At 60.2% G+C, this 21,956-nt stretch carries 23 protein-coding genes and 1 pseudogene; 20 read left to right on the top strand and 4 right to left on the bottom strand.

Annotated elements, in window-relative coordinates:
- On the bottom strand, positions 1-723 hold the full coding sequence (locus QAZ22_RS15030) for a L,D-transpeptidase (protein ID WP_278207558.1): 723 nt from the start codon (positions 721-723) through the stop codon (positions 1-3).
- A 235-nt stretch (positions 724-958) separates the two neighbouring features.
- Between QAZ22_RS15030 and QAZ22_RS15035 the strand changes: the two genes are divergently transcribed.
- The 13 genes from QAZ22_RS15035 to QAZ22_RS15095 all read left to right on the top strand — a co-directional run bounded on the left by QAZ22_RS15035 (position 959) and on the right by QAZ22_RS15095 (position 10,438).
- Positions 959-1,615, top strand: coding sequence for a type III secretion protein (locus QAZ22_RS15035; protein ID WP_278207559.1), 657 nt, complete (start codon positions 959-961; stop codon positions 1,613-1,615).
- Between the two features lie 12 nt (positions 1,616-1,627).
- Positions 1,628-2,248: a hypothetical protein gene (locus QAZ22_RS15040; protein ID WP_278207560.1), complete on the top strand. Its 621-nt coding sequence runs from the start codon at positions 1,628-1,630 to the stop codon at positions 2,246-2,248.
- Positions 2,249-2,258: 10 nt separating this feature from the next.
- Positions 2,259-3,095 (top strand): type III secretion inner membrane ring lipoprotein SctJ, encoded by an 837-nt coding sequence (gene sctJ, locus QAZ22_RS15045; RefSeq protein ID WP_278207562.1) that lies wholly within the window; start codon positions 2,259-2,261, stop codon positions 3,093-3,095.
- Entirely contained in the window at positions 3,092-3,709 is a 618-nt protein-coding gene (locus tag QAZ22_RS15050) for a SctK family type III secretion system sorting platform protein (RefSeq protein ID WP_278207563.1), read from the top strand. The genes sctJ and QAZ22_RS15050 overlap by 4 nt, the downstream gene beginning before the upstream one ends.
- A gap of 4 nt (positions 3,710-3,713) precedes the next feature.
- Positions 3,714-4,349 carry a type III secretion system stator protein SctL gene (gene sctL, locus QAZ22_RS15055; RefSeq protein ID WP_278207564.1) on the top strand — a complete coding sequence of 212 codons (636 nt, stop codon included), beginning with the start codon at positions 3,714-3,716 and terminating at the stop codon, positions 4,347-4,349.
- Positions 4,346-5,704 carry a FliI/YscN family ATPase gene (locus tag QAZ22_RS15060; protein WP_278207565.1) on the top strand — a complete coding sequence of 453 codons (1,359 nt, stop codon included), beginning with the start codon at positions 4,346-4,348 and terminating at the stop codon, positions 5,702-5,704. Before sctL ends, QAZ22_RS15060 begins: the two co-directional genes overlap by 4 nt.
- Positions 5,691-6,179, top strand: coding sequence for a hypothetical protein (locus QAZ22_RS15065; protein WP_278207566.1), 489 nt, complete (start codon positions 5,691-5,693; stop codon positions 6,177-6,179). The genes QAZ22_RS15060 and QAZ22_RS15065 overlap by 14 nt, the downstream gene beginning before the upstream one ends.
- A gap of 20 nt (positions 6,180-6,199) precedes the next feature.
- Positions 6,200-7,309, top strand: coding sequence for a type III secretion system cytoplasmic ring protein SctQ (gene sctQ / locus QAZ22_RS15070; RefSeq protein WP_278207568.1), 1,110 nt, complete (start codon positions 6,200-6,202; stop codon positions 7,307-7,309).
- Positions 7,302-7,955, top strand: a complete 654-nt coding sequence (gene sctR / locus QAZ22_RS15075) for a type III secretion system export apparatus subunit SctR (protein WP_278207570.1) — start codon at positions 7,302-7,304, stop codon at positions 7,953-7,955. The genes sctQ and sctR overlap by 8 nt, the downstream gene beginning before the upstream one ends.
- A gap of 18 nt (positions 7,956-7,973) precedes the next feature.
- Positions 7,974-8,243, top strand: a complete 270-nt coding sequence (locus tag QAZ22_RS15080) for a flagellar biosynthetic protein FliQ (RefSeq protein ID WP_278207571.1) — start codon at positions 7,974-7,976, stop codon at positions 8,241-8,243.
- Between the two features lie 9 nt (positions 8,244-8,252).
- Positions 8,253-9,068: a type III secretion system export apparatus subunit SctT gene (gene sctT, locus QAZ22_RS15085; protein ID WP_278207572.1), complete on the top strand. Its 816-nt coding sequence runs from the start codon at positions 8,253-8,255 to the stop codon at positions 9,066-9,068.
- Positions 9,069-9,182: 114 nt separating this feature from the next.
- Entirely contained in the window at positions 9,183-10,061 is an 879-nt protein-coding gene (locus tag QAZ22_RS15090; protein WP_278207573.1) for a DUF1445 domain-containing protein, read from the top strand.
- A gap of 128 nt (positions 10,062-10,189) precedes the next feature.
- The gene (locus QAZ22_RS15095; protein WP_278207574.1) at positions 10,190-10,438 is read left to right on the top strand and encodes a hypothetical protein; all 249 of its coding nucleotides are present in this window, start codon (positions 10,190-10,192) and stop codon (positions 10,436-10,438) included.
- Between the two features lie 237 nt (positions 10,439-10,675).
- On the opposite strand, the gene QAZ22_RS15100 is transcribed toward QAZ22_RS15095, so the two are convergent.
- The gene (locus QAZ22_RS15100; protein WP_278207575.1) at positions 10,676-11,344 is read right to left on the bottom strand and encodes a DUF1236 domain-containing protein; all 669 of its coding nucleotides are present in this window, start codon (positions 11,342-11,344) and stop codon (positions 10,676-10,678) included.
- A 320-nt stretch (positions 11,345-11,664) separates the two neighbouring features.
- Here QAZ22_RS15100 and QAZ22_RS15105 point away from each other — a divergent pair, with 320 nt between their 5' ends.
- Positions 11,665-12,015 (top strand): antitoxin Xre/MbcA/ParS toxin-binding domain-containing protein, encoded by a 351-nt coding sequence (locus QAZ22_RS15105; protein WP_278207576.1) that lies wholly within the window; start codon positions 11,665-11,667, stop codon positions 12,013-12,015.
- Between the two features lie 11 nt (positions 12,016-12,026).
- Positions 12,027-12,521, top strand: a complete 495-nt coding sequence (locus tag QAZ22_RS15110; protein ID WP_278207851.1) for an RES family NAD+ phosphorylase — start codon at positions 12,027-12,029, stop codon at positions 12,519-12,521.
- A gap of 98 nt (positions 12,522-12,619) precedes the next feature.
- Here QAZ22_RS15110 and QAZ22_RS15115 read toward each other — a convergent pair.
- Positions 12,620-12,741: pseudogene (locus tag QAZ22_RS15115) on the bottom strand (IS256 family transposase); the annotation flags it as partial.
- A 671-nt stretch (positions 12,742-13,412) separates the two neighbouring features.
- Complete coding sequence (locus tag QAZ22_RS15120) at positions 13,413-15,065, bottom strand: caspase domain-containing protein (protein ID WP_278207577.1); 1,653 nt, start codon at positions 15,063-15,065, stop codon at positions 13,413-13,415.
- 165 nt (positions 15,066-15,230) lie between these two features.
- Between QAZ22_RS15120 and QAZ22_RS15125 the strand changes: the two genes are divergently transcribed.
- From QAZ22_RS15125 to QAZ22_RS15145, 5 genes are all read left to right on the top strand, one after another.
- Positions 15,231-17,222: an adenylate/guanylate cyclase domain-containing protein gene (locus QAZ22_RS15125; RefSeq protein ID WP_278207578.1), complete on the top strand. Its 1,992-nt coding sequence runs from the start codon at positions 15,231-15,233 to the stop codon at positions 17,220-17,222.
- Positions 17,223-17,227: 5 nt separating this feature from the next.
- A complete protein-coding gene (locus QAZ22_RS15130) occupies positions 17,228-18,010 on the top strand; it encodes a hypothetical protein (RefSeq protein ID WP_278207579.1) in 783 nt (260 codons plus the stop codon).
- Positions 18,011-18,200: 190 nt separating this feature from the next.
- A complete protein-coding gene (locus QAZ22_RS15135; protein ID WP_278207580.1) occupies positions 18,201-19,010 on the top strand; it encodes a hypothetical protein in 810 nt (269 codons plus the stop codon).
- A gap of 711 nt (positions 19,011-19,721) precedes the next feature.
- On the top strand, positions 19,722-19,943 hold the full coding sequence (locus QAZ22_RS15140) for a DUF680 domain-containing protein (RefSeq protein ID WP_278207581.1): 222 nt from the start codon (positions 19,722-19,724) through the stop codon (positions 19,941-19,943).
- A 268-nt stretch (positions 19,944-20,211) separates the two neighbouring features.
- Positions 20,212-21,729, top strand: a complete 1,518-nt coding sequence (locus QAZ22_RS15145) for a mechanosensitive ion channel family protein (RefSeq protein ID WP_278207582.1) — start codon at positions 20,212-20,214, stop codon at positions 21,727-21,729.
- Positions 21,730-21,956: the final 227 nt, after the last annotated feature.

Genomic DNA, 21,956 nt, shown 5'->3' on the forward strand with positions numbered 1-21,956 from the left:
TCAATGCCGGACAATAATCTGGGCGCCGATCTTCACTCGGTCATATAGGTCGATAACGTCTTCATTTGTCATGCGGATGCAACCGGAGGAGTTGGCTTGGCCGACGGTCCATGGCTGATTGGTGCCATGAACGCGATAAAGCGTGTTGCCGATATAGAGCGCACGTGCGCCCAATGGGTTGTTCGGCCCTCCCGCGACACGCGCCGGCAATAAGCGGCCTTTCGATGCCTCCCTTAACCGCATTTCGGCCGGCGGCCGCCAATCCGGCCAGTCCTTCTTGCTCGAAATCGTGTCGCGACCGGACCATTCCAGCCCCTCCCTGCCGACACCGACCGCATATCGCAGCGCCTTGCCATTTCCCAATATGTAGTAGAGGCGCCGCTCCCTGGTGTTGATCACGATTGATCCCTTCGGTTGCGTCTCACCGAAATCGACGATCTCTCTTGGGATTGCCGACCATGCCGGCCTCATTTCGCCATCCGCGGTCTGGTCGGGAGCGGATGGCGAGACCAGCACATTTCGGGCTTGATCGTAGCTCCAGCTTCGCGGGTCGTAGCCGCTGTTCGATTGACCTTGCGCCGGCGCCATCGCGGCAGTCAACACGGCAGCAACCAGAACCGCTTCACCCAAGCCCTTGCCAAGGCGCGACCGGACCAGAGCCCAGCGCCAAGGAACGCCGGCCGGAGCATTCAAGCTCAAGAGCAGGTTATTGTGTGCCGCCACCGGGGCTGATCCCTTCAAATTCCAGCAACAAGCCGGCGACCGCGAGCCCTCGCTGCTCCGATTCCAGGCCGCACCATATCGCTTTGCTCGCTGATCGCAACATTTGGAACCAAATACACAAGTTCAATCCAATTGGACTTCCATTTTGACGACGCGCGCGATAGGGTGAATTTGGCGGGTAAACCATGAGACGGGCGACGCGGGGCCTTCGCTCCTCGTCCCTGCGATAGGACCAATGTTGACTGGACGCGGTACCTGCCATGTCGATCGGTTGTCGCAAGCCAGCGCTGCCATCATGGCCGGCGGGCTGGCGGCGATCATGACGTTCGGTCTTGCTGTTTCGCGGGCCGATGCCGCCGAGCCGCGCTGGCCGCAGGGTCCCTACAAATACATCACCATCGATCAGTCGGTGACGGATGCGCTTGTCGAACTCGGCCGCAACATGCGGGTGCCGATGCGTATCAGCAAGCTCGTCAAGGGACGTTTGAGCGCCGGCATGCCGGTTGGAACGGCGCGCGAATTTCTGGAAGAGATTTGCAATCGATACGGTCTGGTCTGGCATTTCGACGGCATCGTCATGAATGTCGCCACTGAAGCAGAGGTCCAGACCGAACTGATTCCGCTTGATGCCAACAGGGCCGCCGGCGCGGAAGACCGGCTTTCGCGACTGGGCGTCATCGATCCGAAGTTTCCAGTCAAGGTTTCCATGCAGGACGACGTCGTCTCGGTATCGGGGCCGCCATCCTATATCGAACTCGTCAGGAAGACACTCGGAGTTCCCGCCGCGCAAGGCGGCAAACAGGAGCCCGGCAAGGTCGCTTCGGTCCGCGTTTTTCGCGGAAGGCAGGCGGAGGCGCAGAATGTCCCCTCCGGAAAACCGACCAAGGAATAGGAGGGCAGCTTCATGCAGATCGCGCCGATTGGAGCCCTGGAGGCCTCGCTGGCAAGCTTGACCACCAGCATAGGCTCGCAACAGCAGATCACCGCCGGCGCGGCGGCGCAGCCGGGCAACCAGATGGTGGGTGCCAAGCAGGAAAAGCACGAAGCGGCGAAGCCCAACGCATCTGAGCGCGGCGATGTCGCCACAGGCGCGGGCCGACAGGTGGCGCAGGCGTCGTCGGGAGCCAATCCGGCGATGGCGGGCCAATCTTCCGGATCGGAGCGGGCAGAGCCGATCATCGAGCGCAAACTCTTCGACTATCTGGCCGAGGTGGAAAAGACCGGAGGGGGGGCAGCCGCGGATTCCTCGGCCCTGTTCGGTTCTGCTGTCCAGTCGCTGGAAGGAACAATGCAGCAGGTCCAAAGGGCTCTCGGCAAGGCGAACACACCAGCGCAGACCGAAACGGCCACCACCCAGGATGCCGCTCCGTCAGGCAAGGAAGCCGAGAATGCGCCGGCAAAGAATGCCCAGCAACTGCTCGAGCGATCCATTTCCGTGATGTGGGCAGCAGCCAATCTGGAAATCGTGACCAGCAGCGTGAAGGCCGTGACGTCGTCCACCAGCACGCTGATCAAGCAACAGTAGGCGTTGCGGAGTGTTCGTGCGCGAATTGGTCCTGCCTCGGCGGTCAGCGCTGTTCAATCGATGCGTCGCCGGGTGTCGCGTTGCGCTTGTCGTCGCGGGCATGCTTATGCTCCAGGCCTGCTCGGTGGAGCTCTATTCCAACCTCGATCAGCGGCAGGCCAACGAGATCGTGGCCACGCTGATGCGTCATGGAATTCCGGCTCAGCGGGAGGCCGGCAAGGACGGCAAGATGACGGTTTCCGTACAGAAGGGCCGTTTTGCCGAAGCCATGGCTATCCTCGACGAAAGCGGTTTGCCCAAACAGGAATTCCAGACGCTTGGCGAGGTGTTCAAGAGGGGAGGGCTCGTGTCCTCGCCGGTGGAAGAGCGCGCAACGATGATCTATGGCCTGAGCCAGGAGCTGTCGCAGACAATCTCCGACATCGACGGCGTGCTTTCCGCGCGGGTTCATCTCGTTCTGCCCGAGAATGATCCACTGAGGCAGCAATTGGTGCCGTCGTCCGCGTCGGTTTTCATCAGGCATCGCGCATCCGTGCCGATGAACGAGCTGGTCCCGCAGGTCAAGATGCTGGTGTCCAAGGGTATCGCCGGACTGACCTACGACAACGTCTCCGTCACGCTCATTCCGGTCGCCGCGACAGCCCCGGAGCAGGCATCCGAGCCAGGGTTCACAACTTTCCTTGGGCTCAGGCTGCATCCGGACAGCGTGGCGGCCGCGATGTGGCTGTTCTACGGCATGGCGGCGGCGATACTCGCGCTGGCTGCCCGGCTGGCCTACCTGCAGTGGTATCGGCGGCCCGATGTCTACGCCCTCGACGCTTCCGCAATGCCCGCGAGGAAGGCATGACCGGGACCGGTTCAGGGCAAGCCGCCAGCCCGGAATGGCAGGCATTTATCTCCGGCCTCGCATCCTATGCGGATGCGGCCCGACTCGCGGAATGCTTTGACGGTGCGATCAGCGAAGCTGCATGCCAGCGCATGCTGCAGTCGCAACGCCTGCATGAGCGGTTGTCGAAGCTTCTGCTCGAGCATTACCGACTCTCTCGCGCGGTCGATGAACCCTCGGATGACGTGGATCGGGCGATTGCCTTGTTGTCGGGCGAGGAGCTGGAGGACCTCGCCCTTCGCTCGGGCGCAATCTACTGGGCCGGCAATCTTGCCGCCGTCATTGACGGGCGCGAAGCCGATGCCTTGCAGGCGGCGCTTGGCGCGGATCTCTGCACCTTTGCGGTCGCCAACCGCGATCTGGCCGGTCCAGCACGGGCGTTGCAATCGCTTGAGGATATCCGCGTTCGTGTCTATGCCGACGGTCTGAGCTGCCTTGGCGGATGGTGCCAGGCAATGCCCGGCGAGACAGGTGCGCGCGTCCGCATCAAGCTCGTGCCGAACGAATTCGTCGACCGGACCGCCAAGCCGTTCATCGAGGTCGGCCCGGCAATTGTGCGCCGAGCGATGGGTTAGCGTAATGGCCGAAGCGGACACTGCGACAGCGGACACTGCGACCGTTGAAACACCAAGGCGCCCCCATGCCCGCATCCTGCGCGCCGCCGAGGCGCGCGCCTGGCAGGATGGCTATGCATTTCTCGATGCGGCGAGGCGTGATGCCCAGCAAATGCGCGAAGCCGCCCGGCGCGCCTACGCAGCCGAATACGCGCAGGGTTATGAGGACGGCAAGGCGCAAGGCGACGCGGATGCCAGCCGGCTGATCAGCGAAACCGCAGTCAAGGTGGATCGCTATCTCGGTGGACTGGAAGCCGAAGTCACCGGGCTTGCCCTCGAAGTCGTCAGGCGAATTCTGGGGGAATTCGACGTCGGCACACTTGTAGCCAAGGCCGCCAGACAGGCCGTGACCGAAATTCGCCGCGCCAGATATCTGAAAATCCGCGTCCATCCCGCTTCCGTGGACAGAGTTCGCGAGGAGCTCGACGCGGTCTTGCGCAAGAACGATCTGGGCATGATGGTTGAGATCGATGCGGATGATACGCTGGCGCCGGCGGCTTGCATCCTTTCGACCGATATCGCCGTCATTGATGCCAGCATTGACGCGCAGCTCGATGCCATCGCCGCTGCAATCCGGTCAAAGGCCGGGGCGCCGGCATGACGGGTTCGGCAATCGATATCGAAAGCCGTCTGGCTTCCATCATTCCGAATCTCCGTTCCGGCCTTCGTGACGATTCAAGCCGCCCCCGCAAAGGACGTGTGCGGCGGGTGACCGGAATGGTCATTCATGCGACTGTCGAGGAAGCCAGGATCGGCGAGATATGCGAGCTGGTCGACCCCAGAACCGGCAGGACGACCAAGGCTGAAGTCGTGGGCCTCATGGATGAGATGGCGGTCCTCGTTCCACTGGGCGATCTGGCCGGTCTTTCGAGCTTGACCGAGGTCATTGCGACCGGCAAGGATCAGCTGGTGCCCGTCGGACCCGGCCTTCTGGGCCGGGTGATCAGCGCGTTCGGTGAGCCTTTGGATGGCAAGCCGCTTTCACCGGACGGCATTGCAGGCAGCTACCCGGTCAATGCCTATCCGCCATCCCCGCTGGAACGCAGTCTGATTTCCGAGCCGATCCAGCTCGGAATCCGCGCACTCGATGGACTGCTCACCTGTGCGCGCGGGCAGCGCGTCGGTGTTTTCGGCGAGCCAGGGGTCGGCAAGTCTATCCTGCTTTCCGATATCGTCAGCGGCACCGACGCCGACGTTGCCGTGGTCGCTCTGGTCGGCGAGCGCGGTCGCGAGGTGCGCGAATTCCTCGAACGCCAGCTTGGATCGGAAGGGCGCGAGCGGGCAATCGTCGTCGTCGCTACTTCGGACCGGCCCGCCATCGAGCGCGTCAAGGCCGCCTATGTAGCGACAAGCATAGCCGAATTTTTCCGGGACCAGGGCAAGCATGTGCTGCTTGCGATGGACAACATAACGCGGTTTGCACGTGCGCAGCGCGAGATCGGCCTGGCCTCAGGCGAGCCGCCGACGCGGCGCGGTTTTCCGTCTTCGCTGTTTGCGGTCCTGCCGCGCCTGCTCGAGCGCGCCGGGCCCGGTCGCGTCGGATCCATCACCAGCCTCTACAGCGTTCTCCTGGAAGGCGACGGCACGCTGGATCCGGTCGCCGAGGAAATCCAGGCGCTGCTCGACGGCCATGTCTTCCTGTCGAGCGAGCTTGCGCAACGCAACCATTTTCCTGCCATCGATGTCCTGCGCAGCCGAAGCCGCCTGATGGATGCCGTCGTGCCGTCCACGCATCGTGCCGACGCCGGCCGCTTGCGCGAACTGCTCGCCCGCCATGCCGACATCGAACTGCTGCTGCGCGTCGGCGAGTACGAAAAGGGCAGCGATGCCGCTGCGGACGAGGCGGTAGCGAAGATCGATGCCATCAACGCCTTCCTGCGTCAGCCGTCCGCCATGCACGAGAGCATCGAGAAGACTCGCCAACTGATGCGGGAGATCGTCAATGAACGAGCGTGACATGATCGCTCGACTGCGCGACCTCAGACGCCGCCGCGAGGAGCGCGCAGAGGAAGAAGTGATCAGAAGGCGCGCCGCCGCCAACCAGGCCGCAAGGGACGTTCAGAATGCCGCCGACGCCGTTACGGAACATCTCCAGCGCACGGCTGACACTGAATATGCGGCCTTCGGTGCACTGGTTGGACAGCCAGTGAATGCTGCCAGCCTTCATCGGCTTCAGGGACGGTTCGAGGTCGCCGCCAGGAAGACAGGGCAGTTGCGGGAAGGCGAGAAGATGGCTGGCGTCGCCGAGCAACGACGGAAAGTCGAGTTGTCGGAAGCCCGCAATGACCACCGCGCGAGCATGAAGGCTGTGACCAAGCTGGACAGGCTGTCGGAGCAGCTGGCCAGACGCAACGCCCGTCGTCGCCAGGCCTTTGCCGAACTCGCAGAGGAAGAGGAGCGCGGGCAACCGCGCCTGTCCACAGAACGCTAGCCCAATCCGTGATCGTGAATATGGATGTGATGCCACAAGCCTTCGCGTCGGCGAAAAGGAAAGCGCGGGTGAAACCGGCGAAACGTGCGGCGACACGGTCGGGCGTCGTCGGACCGCTGCCGCTGGAACCCGTCGCGCCGGGGGACGTCGACGCGTTGAGCATCTTCTACCGCCGGCGCGCCCCTGCGGACATCACGATTGCAGGAAAGGCCATGGCGGTTAGGACCGTTTGGCCGGCGCAGCAGCCAGATGACGAGTTGGTATGCACCATCGAGTTCACGATCGGAGACACGATTGGCAGCTTGCGCTTGCCATTTGCTGTTGTCGAACGGGGTTTCGCCGGTGCTGTCGACCTGATCGACATGGAACGACTGACGCCCGGTCATGCCGCCCTGCTGTTGGAGGCTGCGTTCGAAGACGACCTCGAATGGATTGAGGGCAAGCTGGGCGAGGGGATCGCGATCACCTCGGTCGCGCGAGGAAATGCCATCTCGGGCGAAACTCCATTCGCTTTTGTCCTGACCGGCAAGGATGAAACGATAGGCTGCGTCTTGACCGCGAATGATGCCTCTCTGGCGGTGCGGATCGGTCGCGTTCTCGACGAGCTCGGCAAGATCAGCGCGCCGATCCCGGCCGAATTCCCGCTGCCGGTCTGCCTTCGGCGCGGCCCGCTCGCGATCACCCTTGGCGAGCTTCAAAGTCTGCAGGCCGACGATGTGGTGCTTTTCAGCGATGCGACTGAGGAGCGCATGGCGACGCTGGTCATCGCCGAGCGCCTTTTTGCGCCGGTGGCCCTGACCGCCGCTGGCCCGCAATTGCTCGCCGCGCCGACTGCAATCGCTGGATCGAATTGGGAGTGGACCATGAACCAGAAAACGTCGCCGCCTGACACCTTGGAAGAGTCGACTTTGGATGAATTGTCGGTTGCCCTGGCCTTCGAGATCGGCCGCACGGCAATGCCTCTCGGAGAAGTGAGGCAGCTTGCGCCCGGCGCCATCGTTTCGCTCGCCGATGTAGCCGAGGCGACTGTCGACATCCTGGCCAACGGCAGGCGTGTCGGTCGCGGCGAGATCGTGCGGATCGGAGAAAGCCTGGGCGTGCGGATCGTGCGCATGTTCGAAAATGCTTGATAACTCGCCCAATCTGCTCGGAATTCTGATCGCCGTCGGTGTGGTCGGGTTGCTGCCGCTGGCGGTCGTCACGATGACGGGCTTCCTGAAGATTTCGGTCGTGCTGTTTCTCATCCGCAACGCGCTTGGCGTTCAGCAGATGCCGCCCAATCTGGTGCTCTATGGCATAGCGCTCGTACTGACGGTCTATGTCACCACGCCATTGCTGAGCGAAATGTCGAGCCGGCTTCAGGAAGGGCAGGTGCAGTTCCAGACGACGGATGACCTTGCCAGGGCAGCACAGCTGGTCAGGGAGCCGTTGCAGCGCCACCTCATGAAATTCACCCAGCCGCAGGAGCGGCAGTTCTTTCTCGATGGGACGAACCGTCTGTGGCCGCAACAGGCGCGGCAGAATCTCAGGGACGACGATCTGTCGATTCTTGTTCCTGCCTTTGTCGCATCCGAGCTCACCCGTGCCTTCGAAATCGGCTTCCTGCTTTATCTGCCTTTCCTCATCATCGATATCGTCGTTGCGAACGTGCTGATGACGCTCGGCATGATCATGGTTTCGCCGGTCCTTATTTCGATCCCGCTGAAACTGTTCCTTTTCGTCGCCATAGACGGCTGGTCTCGGCTGATGCATGGCCTCATCCTGAGCTATGGCTGACGCCGCTGGAGGCTTTGCATGAGTAATGATTTCATCCTTGCGAAGGTCCAAGGCGCGCTTTTGACGGTATTGCTGGCGTCCAGCCCGGCGATCATCGCGGCGCTGGCGGTCGGCATTCTCGTCGGCCTTGCCCAGGCGCTGACGCAGATTCAGGACCAGTCGCTGCCGCAGACCATCAAGCTGGTCGTGATCCTGCTGGTCATCATGGTCTTCGGTCCGCTGCTTGGCCAGCAGATCGCACGGCAGGCCTCGACGGCGCTCGACGAGTTCCCCGTCGTCACGCGTTGAGGCACGCGGATGCCGGTAGAACCACTCTTCACCTCGGTCAAGGAACTTCAGTTCTATCTCCTGGCAGGCGCTTTCGCGCTCGCACGTATGACCGGGTTCATGCTCCTGATGCCACTCTTTTCGCGCGTGCCGCTGTCAGGGCTCCTGCGCAGTGGCGTGGCGCTGGCGCTGGCGGTTCCGGTCTTCCCGATGATCGTGAACAAGCTCATGAGCCCCGATGTCCCGACGACGATGATCGTGCTGTACATGCTCAAGGAGGTCGTGGTCGGGGTGACACTCGGGCTGGCCATGGGCATACCGTTCTGGGCGGCGGAAGCGGCGGGCGATATCCTGGATCTGCAGCGCGGCTCCTCAATGGGTGCGTTGATCGACCCGATGATGACCCATGAGACGGGGGCCACCGGCACCTTACTCGCCATTATCATGGTCACGCTCTATCTTGCAGCCGGCGGCCTGCAGCTTTCCTTGACCGGCCTCTACGACAGCTACGGCCTTTGGCCGATCGACCGCCTTCTGCCGGTGTTCAGCAAGGACGCGGCCGGGATATTCCTCGGTCTGCTGAACCGCATCCTGGTGATGGCGCTGACCCTCGTTTTCCCGCTCATCATCAGCATGCTCTTGTCCGACATCGTGTTGGCCTTCCTGGCGCGCGCCTCGCCGCACCTCAATGTTTTTGCGCTTTCGCTGGTCGTCAAGACGCTCGTCTTCAGCCTCGTTTTTGTCCTCTACGCGGCGTTCCTGCTCTCCTACATGAACCTCGACCTTGGTTTCCTACGAGAGGCAGGCCACCAGATAGAAGCGATCGGCTGCCTAAGCTGTCAGTGAGAGTCAGTATGTCTATGCTAAAATTCTAATGTTGTAGTCTTCGCCGACTAACCAATAAATACAATTTATCGAAGAGAAAAGATTTTTGCAATTTGACAACCGGACGGATCGCCGATGATCTTTCGCATCTTTCGATGCGTCTGTGAAACGTGCATATTTCCGGAAGCCATGCCTCGCCAGACAACTTCATTGTTCTATGACAATTTGCGACTGGTCGATGCGGATAAGCTGCGCAGTCTGGTTAGGACGGGTGCCTATGAGGGACATACCGGAGGGCTTGCGAGCGGCAAGCTCCAGGCCAATGTTGTGATTGTGCCCCGTCGCTTTGCTGTCGATTTCCATCAGTTTTGCGTCCGCAATCCCAAAGCCTGTCCGCTGGTGGGAGTGAGCCGCGCCGGCAGCCCATTGCTGCCAGCGCTGGGTGATGTCGATATCCGCACCGATGCTCCCCAGTACAATGTCTACTACTTCGGGGAAGTGATCCGTCAGAAGACGGATATTATCGACCTGTGGCGGGATGACTTTGCCGCCTTCGCGCTCGGCAGCGCGCTTACCATAGAAGCGGCCCTCATGGAAAAGGGCGTCAAGCTCCGCAGCAACGGCCCCGGCAAAGCGCTTCCCAAGTTTCGGACCAAAATCAAGACGCGCGGCGCAGGACCGTTTGGCGGCGAGATGGTTGTCTCCATGCGTCCCATAAGAAGGTGCGATGTCGACAAGGTTCGCGCCCTCACTGCACGCTTCCCGCTCGCCCATGGTTCTCCTATCCATGTGGGCGAACCATCGATTATCGGAGTGAGAGATCTGACCGCTCCCGACTGGGGTGATGCGGTCGAAATCATGGAAGGAGAAGTCCCGGTGTTCTGGGCCAGCAGCCTGACCGCGCAAGATGCGCTTGCTCGCGCCGAACTCGCGATCTCGATCACGGTATCGCCAGGGCATATGTTGATCACCGACGTCGACGCAAAAGCGGATGCGAGCACTTTCGGGGTTTGATAGCAGGGTTCCGGCTGCGGCATCGGGCCCCAATTCGGTATTCCGCTCTTCGAGATTGTCGATCCTCGGAACGCCCGATTGTTAGTGGCGTTGCACCTCAAATAAGTTCCCTAGCTGGAGGATGCGATATGGAAGGGTTCAAGCCCGAAGACAGCTTTCGGGGCGACGTTGCAAGGCGTTACGACGATGAGCTGCGCGGCGATGAGGACGACGAGACGGTTCTGTTCCTGCCCGAGATCGCGGCCGGACGGGATTGCCTGGAGTTCGCGATCGGCTCGGGGCGAATTGCCTTGCCACTGGTCGCCGCCGGCCTGCGCGTCGATGGGATCGAGCTTTCGTCCAACATGATCGAAGGGGAACTGAAATCTGAGCGATGACGGCCTCGCGTGAGTCGCGCGAGGCCGTCATCGCTTCGGCGAACTGTCGTCGTCCAGCGTCCAGCGACTGCGGCTCCGCCCGGAGCGCGGCTCCTCTCTGAGCGCTGCCTCCAGTGCGGTACGGTGGAGGGCGATTGCTATCTACAGCCGGGCCAATTGTGTTGCGGTCGAAAGCCCGCCTCGGCTTGACCGCCGTGCAACTCGCCCGACGGTCGGTATTCATTGCCGATTGGCGCTTCAGCGTACCACATAGACGATGCGGCGCGTCGATGGCTCAACCAGCACCGGTCGATTGTTCACATAGACATATCTGTACCGGTAGTTCGGGATCTTCTGTAGGGCTACCGTGTCAGGCAGTGTCGCGCCGGTGACAACCTTGCCTTGAAGGTAAACAGGCTTGACCCGATGCGCGCTGATGTAAGTGCGCACCTGTTCGGGCGGATTGATCACGGTGCCGGCTGCACCGCCGCCGACGATCCCCGCCGCGCCGCCCACAGCAGCGCCTACCGGTCCTCCGATGATGGCGCCGGCGATCGCGCCGGTAGCGCCGCCGGCGACGGCTCCGGCATTAGCCTGATCGCGAGGAGGTTTCACGACCGCGATGCCGGAATTGGCCGGCCGCTCGGTTAAGACGACCCGATTGCCGCCGAATTCTGCGGTGACGTAGTCGGAATAGACCCAGCCTTGACCACCCGCCTCGGCGATGGTGCACCATTTCGAGCTTTGCAGGCAGCCGTTCAGCGTGGCCGTCTGGCCCGCCCGCAACACGCCAATGACCGGATACTGCGAGCCCGGGCCGGCACGAACGTTAAGGTTTGTAGTGGCGGATACGGGAGTGTCCGCAAAAGCTGCGCCAGACAAGGCGACAAGCGCGCCTGTCACTGCAGGTAACAAAAGCCTTCTCATCGTTCTGTCTCCGTTTCATGGTTCCCTCAGAGCCAAAAACGAGAAAGAACCGTGTGCGTTCCGACTAGCGGAATCGCTGAACGGATAGATTCCAAATGTTATCATTGGGTTCGCTCTGCCGCTCCCGCCGGCGTCATATGATCGGGGTGCCATCATCGGAGTGGCCTTGCCGCACGTCCCCGCGCGGTCGGCCGTAGAGCCGTTTACACTGATCGCTGGAACAGCCCTCGTCGCGAGGGCAAGCCGGGCATCTCTTGAAATGACGGCGTTACTGACGCTATATAGCGTCATAGTTTCTGGCAGTGCACGGAGGTGCTGCGATGGGTCTGGCACAATATGCGGATGACGGATTGTTCGCACCCAAGAAGATTGCGGAGGCTTTCCGCACCACGAGCGAGGAGATCGCGCGTACCGCTGGTCTGGGCAAAGACGCGGTCCAGCGCCGGGAACGGGTGCGCTCAGACAAGACGCAGCGCCGCCTGCGCGAAATGGTGGAAATCGTGAACAAGGTCGAGCCGCGATTTGGCTCCGCGCTCATGGCCTATGCTTGGTATCGGTCCGAGCCGCTGCCGGGATTTTCGGGGCAGACGGCAATGCAGCTCGTTCGGGAGGGTCGAGCCAATGAGGTCCTCGACTTCATCGACGCGGTCGATGCGGGGATTTACGCCTGACGATCGCCGCCATCACCTATTCGGGCCGGCTCTACCGCGCCCTCAATCCGGTGTATGCCCGCGAGCCTATGTCGGGACGCGGTGCCGAGCTTTATGGAGGGCGTTTCAACCCCAAGGGGATGCCGGCGCTCTACGCGTCGACCTCGGTCCTGACGGCTTTGCGCGAAGCCAACCAGGCGGGCGATCTGCAGCCGACGACGCTGGTCGCTTATCGTGTCGAGATCGAGGCCGTCTTTGATGCGGGCGACGCCACTGCACTTGCAGCAATGGGTCTCGATGCGACGGCCCTCGCCGACCCGACATGGCGCGATCAGATGAGAGACCATGGCGAGGCGCATACGCAGCGATTTGCCCGTGAGCTGGTCGCGCAAGGCTATAATGGCCTGCTCGTGCCGAGCTTCGCCAAGGGCGCCGCAATCGGCGACTCGAATCTCGTTCTGTGGCGATGGGGTGACGCTGCCCCATCCAGGCTCGAGCTGATCGACGACGAGCACCGGCTCGGCTGACCTAGACTAGCCGGCCGCTGCCCGCGTTGCCGCGGCGCCGCCGCGACATTTGGAGACGGCGTGCGATGCCCTCCCGGCAAGCCACCCTTTTCCAGCTAGGTGCTCAATATCCGTTCTGAAAGCGCCTTCTTCAGGTCTCCAGCAAGCCATCCTTGGCAAACAGATGCTGCGGATCGCGACCCGCAAGCAAACGGTCCAGCAGCTCCTTCTCGATTGCCACATCATGGCCTCATGCACCCTATCTCGCCTCGCTCCACGCCTTGGCTTCAGGCCCTTCAAAGAGATGCAGAACTGCTTTCGCAATTATATTCTTGATCAACAGGCTCAGCGTAAGCCGAGCTGAAGGAGCGATTGCATCGATCGTCAGAAGGTGAGGCCGCGTTTTCAGCGATCTTAGGTCGGCTTCTTGCCCGCATATCCCTCCTGCTCAAATCCAGTGTACGGTTCTACAATTCGTATTCGACTGGGGTTCTTGGAAGCTTTTCGAACTTTCTGGGTAGCGCCTCAGCCCGAATTGCGGGTGCTTATGGACAAAGCAGGATACTAGATCGGTTTTTGGACGGTTTGTAAGGCACCGACTAATGGTGTGCGCGCTGTTCAGATAGCGCGCGTCAGCACGCATCTCCCAATAATGAACGGCAGCTTTGCGCCTTCAGATCAAGCTTTGAAGTCCAAATTCTCGGACGCTCGAAGCAGTCATTCATTCGCAACACGGCACACGCGTGCCCAGCCCTGCAGCTACGGAACCTCGGGCTAAATATGAAACTAAAAGATATCGTGCCCTGTCGGCCGGCGTCCCCACCGAAGAAATCACTCGGACCATGTGGGTCAATCATGAAGCCTCGTGGCATTGGTTACTCAACGTGGGTGCGGACGACAGCCAACTCTGAGTCAACGCATTCTCTCCATCGTAATTTTTCCTGAACACCCGCTGCCAGCTCCGGTCCCCTTAAATTTGCCGGTTCCGTTGTCACCCCTTATGACGCCCGTCAGGATGTTCCCGCCTGTCTTTCCCTTATAAACAAATGTGTGTTTGATATTGACGGCACCACTACTGGAAATACTTCCCGTAAATCCGGAGCTGGACGATACGTTGCCGTCATTTATGAAGACGGTTGTCGAGAGTTCTCGCCAATCGCCGCAGTCCGTTGTTGCACGTCTGATTAATGTCCATGTGCCATTAAACGCGCTTAGACCGCTCGCCTGAGGCACACAATGATCGTCCTGCACCCTCATCCCGTTGTCGCAAGTAAGCGGGCAGACACGGCCTCGGACCGCCCTTAGCCTTTCCAGAATTTCTGCCGTCGGTTCCAGCGATGCCAGTCTGACGCCTTGGCGATCCGCGTAGGCCTGCAGCGCTTTGCGGCTGCCGGCCCCCCAGTCTCCGTCAGCCCAGCCCCAAAGGCACCCTATGCGCAAGAGTTCTCTTTGGGTGGCGCGCACAAGTTCGCTTGGGTCTGTGGCAGGAGCGGATGACTGGACGAGCGGGTCGCGATGTTCAAGGCTTGCGACTTCCGTCCCCTTGGCATCGTCGGTTGCGTTGGTGGCGCGTCCCGCCTCCGGCAGGTGCGCCACCTGCCGTTCCGTTTCCATGCGCTTGTCGATCGCGTCGATCTTCAACCTCGCAAGGGCGGCAAAAACGCCGCCCGGAAATTGCAGCAAATACGCCTCGAAGAAGCTCTTGTCGGTCGCGTCCTTGATAGTCGCCCAATAAGCAAGCTCGACGGCGTTGTCGGGCGACGCAGACTGTGAAGTGGGGGCAGATACCGCTTTCGGTTCTGTGGGGAGAGGCTTCAACACGACTTCGCCGGTCAGCGACGAGTTCTCCCACGGCACTTGCTTGCCATCCGTGGCCGCCAGAACATCGCGGCGCACGTCGATGAGTTCGCGCATGATGTCCTCGCCCGGTGTGCCGAGGTGAGCGACCAGTGCGCTCGTGAATGGAGAATTCCGCCCTGCTCCGTCCATGGCGACATTGCCCGGTTGCGTCGCGAAAGCTATGAGCGAGCCGACTCCGCTGCCAAGTCTGGCCAGACCCCGGCTTACGGAACCTGAGCGGGTCCCCATCGAGCGGGAAAGCTTCTCGGCGAACGGATTGTCCCGGCAGGCATCCAGGAAGATGAGGTTTACCTTGGAACTGCGCTCCATCGCTGAAAGTACGAGGTCCATGGGAAGTGCCTCGAAGTCGAGGTCATTGTAGCTGGATAGCTGGGCGTCGACCGGCACCATGTAGTTGTTGCCGTTCACCTGCAGGCCGTGCCCGGCATAGAAGAACAACGCTATGTCAGCGCCGTCGAGCTTTTCCAGGAACTGGCGCACCGTACGACGCATGTCCGAGAGGTCGAGGTCCTGGCCACTGACAACCTCGAAGCCAAGGCTTTGAAGCTTGGCATTCATGTCGGACGAATCGTTCTTCGGATTGGCGAGTTGTGCGGCGTGCTGGTAGGCCGAATTGCCAATGACCAATGCCACCCGCTTCTCGGCGGCTGCCTGTCCTGAAACAGCAATAAACAATAAAACCAAGAGAATGATCGCGCTGCGCATGGCAGAAACGGCTCCCCAAGAAACTGTAGCAGAGGCTAATGCAACCGAAAAGAGCTAGGCCCCTGGCAGCGGACGAGTGGCCTGCCTTGGCAGATAGCGCTCAGGTGCTGGTCCGTGCATTCCCATGCGAGCGGGTGACAGTTTGCTTGGTAAAGGTGAACGGCTATGCTCGCAGCGAGTAGCGCTTCCTCTGGCTTAGGGGGCTATTTCGGGGTGCGAATACTTAGAGGGATCGTCAACCTCCCGCGAGATGGCATCGCCGCCTCGCTCGCCTATCTGGTTATGCTGGGCATCTCGACTGCTCTCGTGTCACCGCCGTTGGAGAATGTTCTGCGCGATGTGATGATGGTCTCTATCTCGCCATTCACGCGCGCTCCTCCCAACATCGTCGTGGTCGCAATAACAGAACAAACCCTGGAGAAATTTCCATACCGGTCACCGCTGGACCGCGGGTTCCTAGCCGAGATCGTGGCCCGGATCGAGCAGGCTCACCCTCTTGTCATCGGTATCGACCTTTTGTTCGACCAGCCAACGGAGCCGCAAAAGGATGCTCGGCTGGAGAACGTTATCGAAACCGCCGCTGTGCCTGTGGTGATCGGCTCGGCGTCGCGCGCTGATGGCCTCACCCCGAGGCAGTTCGACTATCTCAACGCGTTCGCTCCATCTGCAAGGCGGGGCCTTGCCGCGTTGTCGCACGACAATCTCGATGGCGTGATCCGCGGGGCTTTTCCCGGTCGACAATCGAAAGAGGGCTGGACGCCGAGCTTTGCCGCCGCGATTGCAGCATCCACTGGCGTCAGTCGCGGCCGCAGGACGGAAGAAATGGTCTATTACCGCACGATCAACGGCTTGCCCTTCAACTTTCCAACCTATCCGGCGCAAGCCGTTGCGCTGGCACCGTTAAGTTGGTTCGAGGGGAAATATGTTCTTATCGGCCTGGACGCGCAGCAGATAGACCATCATCCAACACCATTCGCATTGTTGGGCGGCGCGCAAACCGGTGTTCTCCCTGGCGTCGTCATCCACGCCCACGCTTTGGCCGGGCTCCTGACTGGGGACAGAATAATGATCCCCACGTCTGGAGTGGGCTACGCGCCAATGCTTCTTGCCGGGCTGTTCTGCTTGTGGCTCGTTTCGCGGCCGATCCCGGTGGTCTTCAAACCCGTCGCGGTCGCCGGTGCGGTGCTGCTGGTGTGGATCGGCGAGGCGTGGGCCTTCGCGAGGTTCGCAATCCTCGTCCCGATGGTCGCCCCAGCATTGCTCGTGCTCGGTCTGTCGGCGTTCGCTGGCTTCCTGGCTTGGAGACGGGACGCGAACGCTCGCCTCTTCATTCAGAGCGCGTTCTCCAAATACGTCAGCCCGGCCGTCGTTGCTGAGATCGTCAAGGAGCCCGACGCTCTCCATCTCGGTGGCGAGAGGCGCGAGATCACCTGCGTATTCACGGATATCGAGGGATTTGCATCACTCAGCGAAAAACTCGCGCCAGAGGTGCTCGCGGAGATGCTGAACGAATATCTGGACGGACTCTGCGAGCTGTTCGTCATGCACGGAGCGACCATCGACAAGGTCATCGGGGATGCGGTGGTCGGCTTCTTCGGAGCTCCGGCAGAGCAAGATGACCAGGCGGACCGGGCGGTGTCCTTCGCGCTGGCTGTGCAGGATCTGACGCAGCGGCTTCGAGAAGGAGGACGAGGCCATTCATTCGGCGCCACCCGCATAGGTATTCATGGCGGGCCAGCAATCGTCGGCAACTTCGGGGGAAATCGGTTCTTCAATTACACCGCCATCGGAGACACGGTAAACACCGCGGCCCGACTGGAAGGTGCAAACAAGTACATTGGCACCAAAAACTGCATAAGCTCGGAAGTTGCGAAAAAAGCAACGCGCTTCTTGCTGCGCCCTGCAGGAGTTCTGCACCTTAAGGGCAAGATCCAGGGCATCGAGGCCTTCGAGGCAATGAGCCGTACGTCAGAAAATACGATACTTTGCGAAGAATATGCCAAGGCGTACGCCCTGCTTGCCACCGACGACAAGCTCGCGACAGTGGCATTTGAGAAATTGGTCGCAAACTACCCGCAAGACGCTCTGATCGCTTTTCACCATGGCCGTCTTGCAAGCGGACATTTCCGGGCAGACATTCATCTTGCCGAAAAATAGGGGCCATGATGAGCTTCATGCGTCCGATCTCGCAAATCACCTCTCTGACCCTTGCCGTAGCCCTTGTCGTGACGGCGCAATTCGCGGTGGCCGGCAGCCAATATGTGGTCCTGTCGACTGAGCCGGTTGTGGATGAACTGCCGCCCGGCAAGGTTTTCGCGCCAAGCGACGTTATCAATGTGCCCGCCGGTACGGTCGTCACGTTGCTGGGCGAGGACGGCAGCGTGAATCCCATTTCAGGGCCTGCTGCCTTCGTGGTCACTGAGGATGCCTTGACGTCCAAAAGTTCGCAGGCGACCGGCGACGGACAGGCTTCAAATCTTGCGCTGATAGCGAGCCTGTTGACCAATGAGCGCCAGAGAAGCGAGTCTATCGGAAGCGCACGCACCACCGCCGACCAATCCAGACCAAGTGGACTTGACGATCCCTGGGCGATCTCCATCGAAGAATCCGCTCCCGGCTGCATCCGCAATGGTGAGGTGGTTCTTGCGCGCCGCGGGATCGGCAACAGAGCAGTGTTCTCGGTTCGCTTCGGTGGTGGACAGGCTTTGACCGGCTTGATCTGGAACGCCGGCAAGCCCACTTACTCTCTTCCGGACCCTATTCCCGCCGGTGTAAAATCTTTTGTCGTCGAGACCAACAAGACATCGGCTTTGATCGAAATAAAGGTGTTTCCGGAAAACGCCGTTCTCGAGAATCCGCTGGAAGTTCTTGGATGGATGGTGAGCAGCGGTTGCAAACGCCAAGCGCTGGCCTTTGTGCATCAGCTTGTGACGGAACAGCGGTAGCTTGCCGGCCAGGAGCCGTGCCGGGAACGACTTGCTGGCCGGCCTGACCACTGGTGCAAGCGTGCCCTGAGCCTAACCGGTCGGCTCTGTGTTTCCCGTAAAGTTTGTTCCTCTATCTATGATGGCCAGCGCTTGATTGCCTGGCCGGCACCTCGCTGATAGCCTCGCCTGTCAGAATTGGGAGGGGAGCATGAAACGGTGCATTCTCCTGTTTGTGACGTTGGCAGTGGCGCTCTTTGCAGGTTCCACGCTGGCCGACAGGTTTCCCGCCGGTTTCAACAACAATGGCCTCAACGGCCCATTGAGGCCGGTGACGAAGGGCGGCATCACTACTTTCCAGATATTCGACCGGAAATGCAGCAGTGTGGACTACGGTGACGGCCGTGGCGAGAACGACTGCCACAACGGCAACGTACGCTCCACGCTAATAGGCCCTGACGGCAAAACGGGCGAGAGCATGGAGTATCGCTTCGATCTATGGATCGATCCATCGTTCACCTACCCCGGCTTCTACAACGACCATGCTATAGGCTTCCTGCCGGGCGCATTGGACAGCCGCCTTCGTATCGCCAGTTGGGAGGGGCCGTTCATTCACAACTTTCTTTACATGCTGAAAGTAGACGCAACCAAAGGCGTTACCTTCCTCGGCAAAGAATGCCAAGCGCCGGCGCGCTTCGGTTCCTGGGTGGCCTTTTCCATGAAGATCCGATGGGCAGCCGACAGGACGGGCTGGATCAGGGTCACCTGCGACGACGAGCTAATCTATTCCGCCGACAGCGTCGCTACCAATCAGGCACCGCATTGCTACATCACCAATCAGTGCGAGCCCGGTGTTGCGAAGAATCCGAAGCGGTTTACCTTTTGTCTCGGTCCGGTGATGGCGGGCTTCGGTCCCGAATGGGAAAAGTACGGACTCGCGTCACAGTTCACTGCGATCCAGCCTGAGGGTATCACTATCAAGATGCGCAACCTTTCGGCAAAGAAAGGAGCCAAGCCGTAAACCAGTTTGTGTGCCCGGTGATTTGGAATGAGCGCCCTGCCGCCCCCTCCTTCAGTGTCGCGCAGATCGCTGCGCGAACCCGCAATTGGCCCGCTGCCCAATTACCTTAGGCCATCATTCGCTTCTTGGTAGGCTATCCCGAAAGCTGACAGTCCAGTTCCGGCCCAAACGGTCGTGCTAACGCCTTGGTCAACATGTATTCACGGCCCTTTTGGAGGTTAGGAAAGAGTCACCGACTGCATTGAAAACTACTCCTCTTCCTGATCTCTAGGTTCGCCCGACCATACGAGAGAATACGAGGGATATGGATTGGCTAACCATCCGCTAAACCATTGATTTTCTTTTTGAATCCCACACCCTCCGGGCCCACCAAAACCATTGATTGCATTTGTCGGTTCCAAAAAATAGCGATTTGGATCCAAAAAATAGCGAGTTGGGTTCCAAAAAAAGCGAACCTAGTCAGCACGTATTGGTTTCCCGTAAGCTATTGGTTTCAATTTTGTTTTCGTATTTTGGTTGAACGTAACACGGCTGAGTTGCTTCCTATGGCCGAATGCTTTGCCCCTGCGTGGCAACCGCGAGATCGTTCCCTCGTCTTCGGCCAGTGCTATCCAATGCTTCTGTATGTATCCAACTATTCGGTCGTCTGATCGTCTGGCTACGGCCTGTTCCGTATCATTCTGGCGCAGTGTCCAACATTGGAGAAGAAGAATGAAACTCATCGCACTTGCTGCCGCCTCTCTTGCTGTTTCTGCCGGAACCGCTCTTGCCGGCAGCGACCACTACGGGTCAGAAAAGGCGACTTCTGCCGACAAGTTGCATACCTCCTCGGTCGAAATGATCGACGGACATGCCAAGCATGACGCCGGTCAAACGGTACGAAAGCCGGTCGCGCCTAACGACAAATACGGACAGGGTATTTGGGGACGCTAGAGCAAAAATAGCAATGAGCCACTCGGTCTTTCTTCGGATCGAGCGGCCTTCATGCCGATATCCGACTTGATCGAGGCCCCGCGCGCTTGCCGCACTCGATTATCTGGGCGGTCCTCGAGAAGAACAGAGTGGCCACCGATTCTGCTCGTGAAAGCTCAGATCGCAAGAGGTCCTAATCGGTGTCGCTCCTGTCGTGTGATCGAGCGCACGGCTCAAGGCGGCGGGCTAGTGGCATTCAGGATTGGAGGCATTTGTTGAGGCTTTGATCATGAGCTGGTGGATCGCCCCTCCTCTCTACATGGCTCTGGTGGGCGTCGCCGGAATTGTCGTCTGGTACGTCATTCCGCAGCGTCTCTCCAACACAAGGCTGATCGTTCAGATTGCGTTCTTCCTTACGATGTCGGTTCTCCTTCTGGACGGAGCCGTCGTCCCGTACGAGTTAACTCGGAGTAGTGAGACAACCGCCCGAGCGATACTCTTCGGGGTGGCGAAAGCGTTGTGGTGGCTTCATCTCGCATGGGCGCTGATCGGTTTCGTCCGCATCTTTCTCGTCTTCGAGGGGAAGCCACGCGAGGCGCGGCTCTTGCAGGATCTCGTCGTCGGCGTCGTCTATGTTGGAATGCTGCTGTCGGTCCTCGCTTTCGTCTTTGGCGTGCCGGTCGGCACCCTCATCGCCACCTCAGGTGTCTTTGCCATCATCCTGGGACTGGCGTTGCAGACTACGCTAAGCGACGTGTTTTCAGGCGTCGCACTAAACCTCGGCCGCCCCTTTGTGCTTGGGGACTGGATCGTCTTGAGTGATGGCACCGAAGGCCGCGTCGTAGAAACCAGCTGGAGATCGACCCAGGTGCTCACCTGGACCAACAACGTCGTTGCACTTCCGAATAGCTTTCTGGCCAAGCTTGGGTTGACCAATATGAGCAGGCCAGACGAGAGTCACGGAATCGCCTTCAGCATAAGAATCGCGCCCACCAAAATGCCGGCAATCGTGGTGGACGTGATGCATACAGCCTTGCTGAGCTGCAACTCCATCTTGAAAGAACCGGCGCCCTTGGTGGTCATTCGGGATTTGAACGCTGTGGCGATCGAGATCGATCTGGTTGTTCATGTCGAGAATCTCGGCCGACGAATCGCAGCGCGGAATGAAGTCTTCGATCTCGTCTACCGCCACGCCAAGTCCACCGGCCTGCTGCTTGCGGCGCCTCCCTCGTCGATCGCCGTGAGCAACCTGCCGACTGAAGAGACGGCGAGGCCGCCAAGTGTCACCCCGATTGATCTTATAAGAGCCATACCGATTTTTTCGGCACTGACGGACGACGAGCAGGAGGCCCTTGCCGCGACGACCTCGGTTCGTACCTACCGGAAGGGGGACATCATCGCACGGCCGGGAGAGATGCTGCCGTCGCTCATGATCGTTCGAGCAGGCATCATCGCCCGGCAACTGGGCGAGGACGATGACCGCATGCAGGATATCGGTCGTCTCGCGCCCGGCGACTTCTTCGGCGAGACAGGTCTGCTGGCCGGCATCGGCGAGACCTCGACATTGCGAGCGTTGACCCATGTCGTGGTCTACGAAATTGACCAGACAAGCTTCGCTCCTTTGCTGCTCGCCCGGCCCGAAATGGCCGAAGACCTCGCGGCGGTGCTCGCAACCGGCCTATCAACTTCAGGCGAAAGCGGCGCTCCGGAGCAGCGGCACACGCGCTCGAGATCCGCGCTGATCAGGGCCATTCGGACGGTTTTTCGCGACATTCCGCTCGGACGCCTTTTGGACACCGGGACGTAGGCCTCGCAAGAGCGGAGGAAGCGATGACCATCCTACGGGGCGAAACACCGAGTTCAGGATAGCAAGAATTGCCTCCTACGGAACTTTACGCTTGGCGCGCGACTCACCGAGACGATCTGCCTCATGGAGCGTTCGCAACCGCCTACTACAGGCTGAGGACGGGCGGGTTGTTCTCATTTCACACGCAGGATGCTGTTGCGTATTTCCGTGGCGCTCGCGTCAAATTT

Origin of the sequence: Mesorhizobium sp. WSM4906, assembly GCF_029674625.1 — a bacterium.
Taxonomy (GTDB): domain Bacteria; phylum Pseudomonadota; class Alphaproteobacteria; order Rhizobiales; family Rhizobiaceae; genus Mesorhizobium.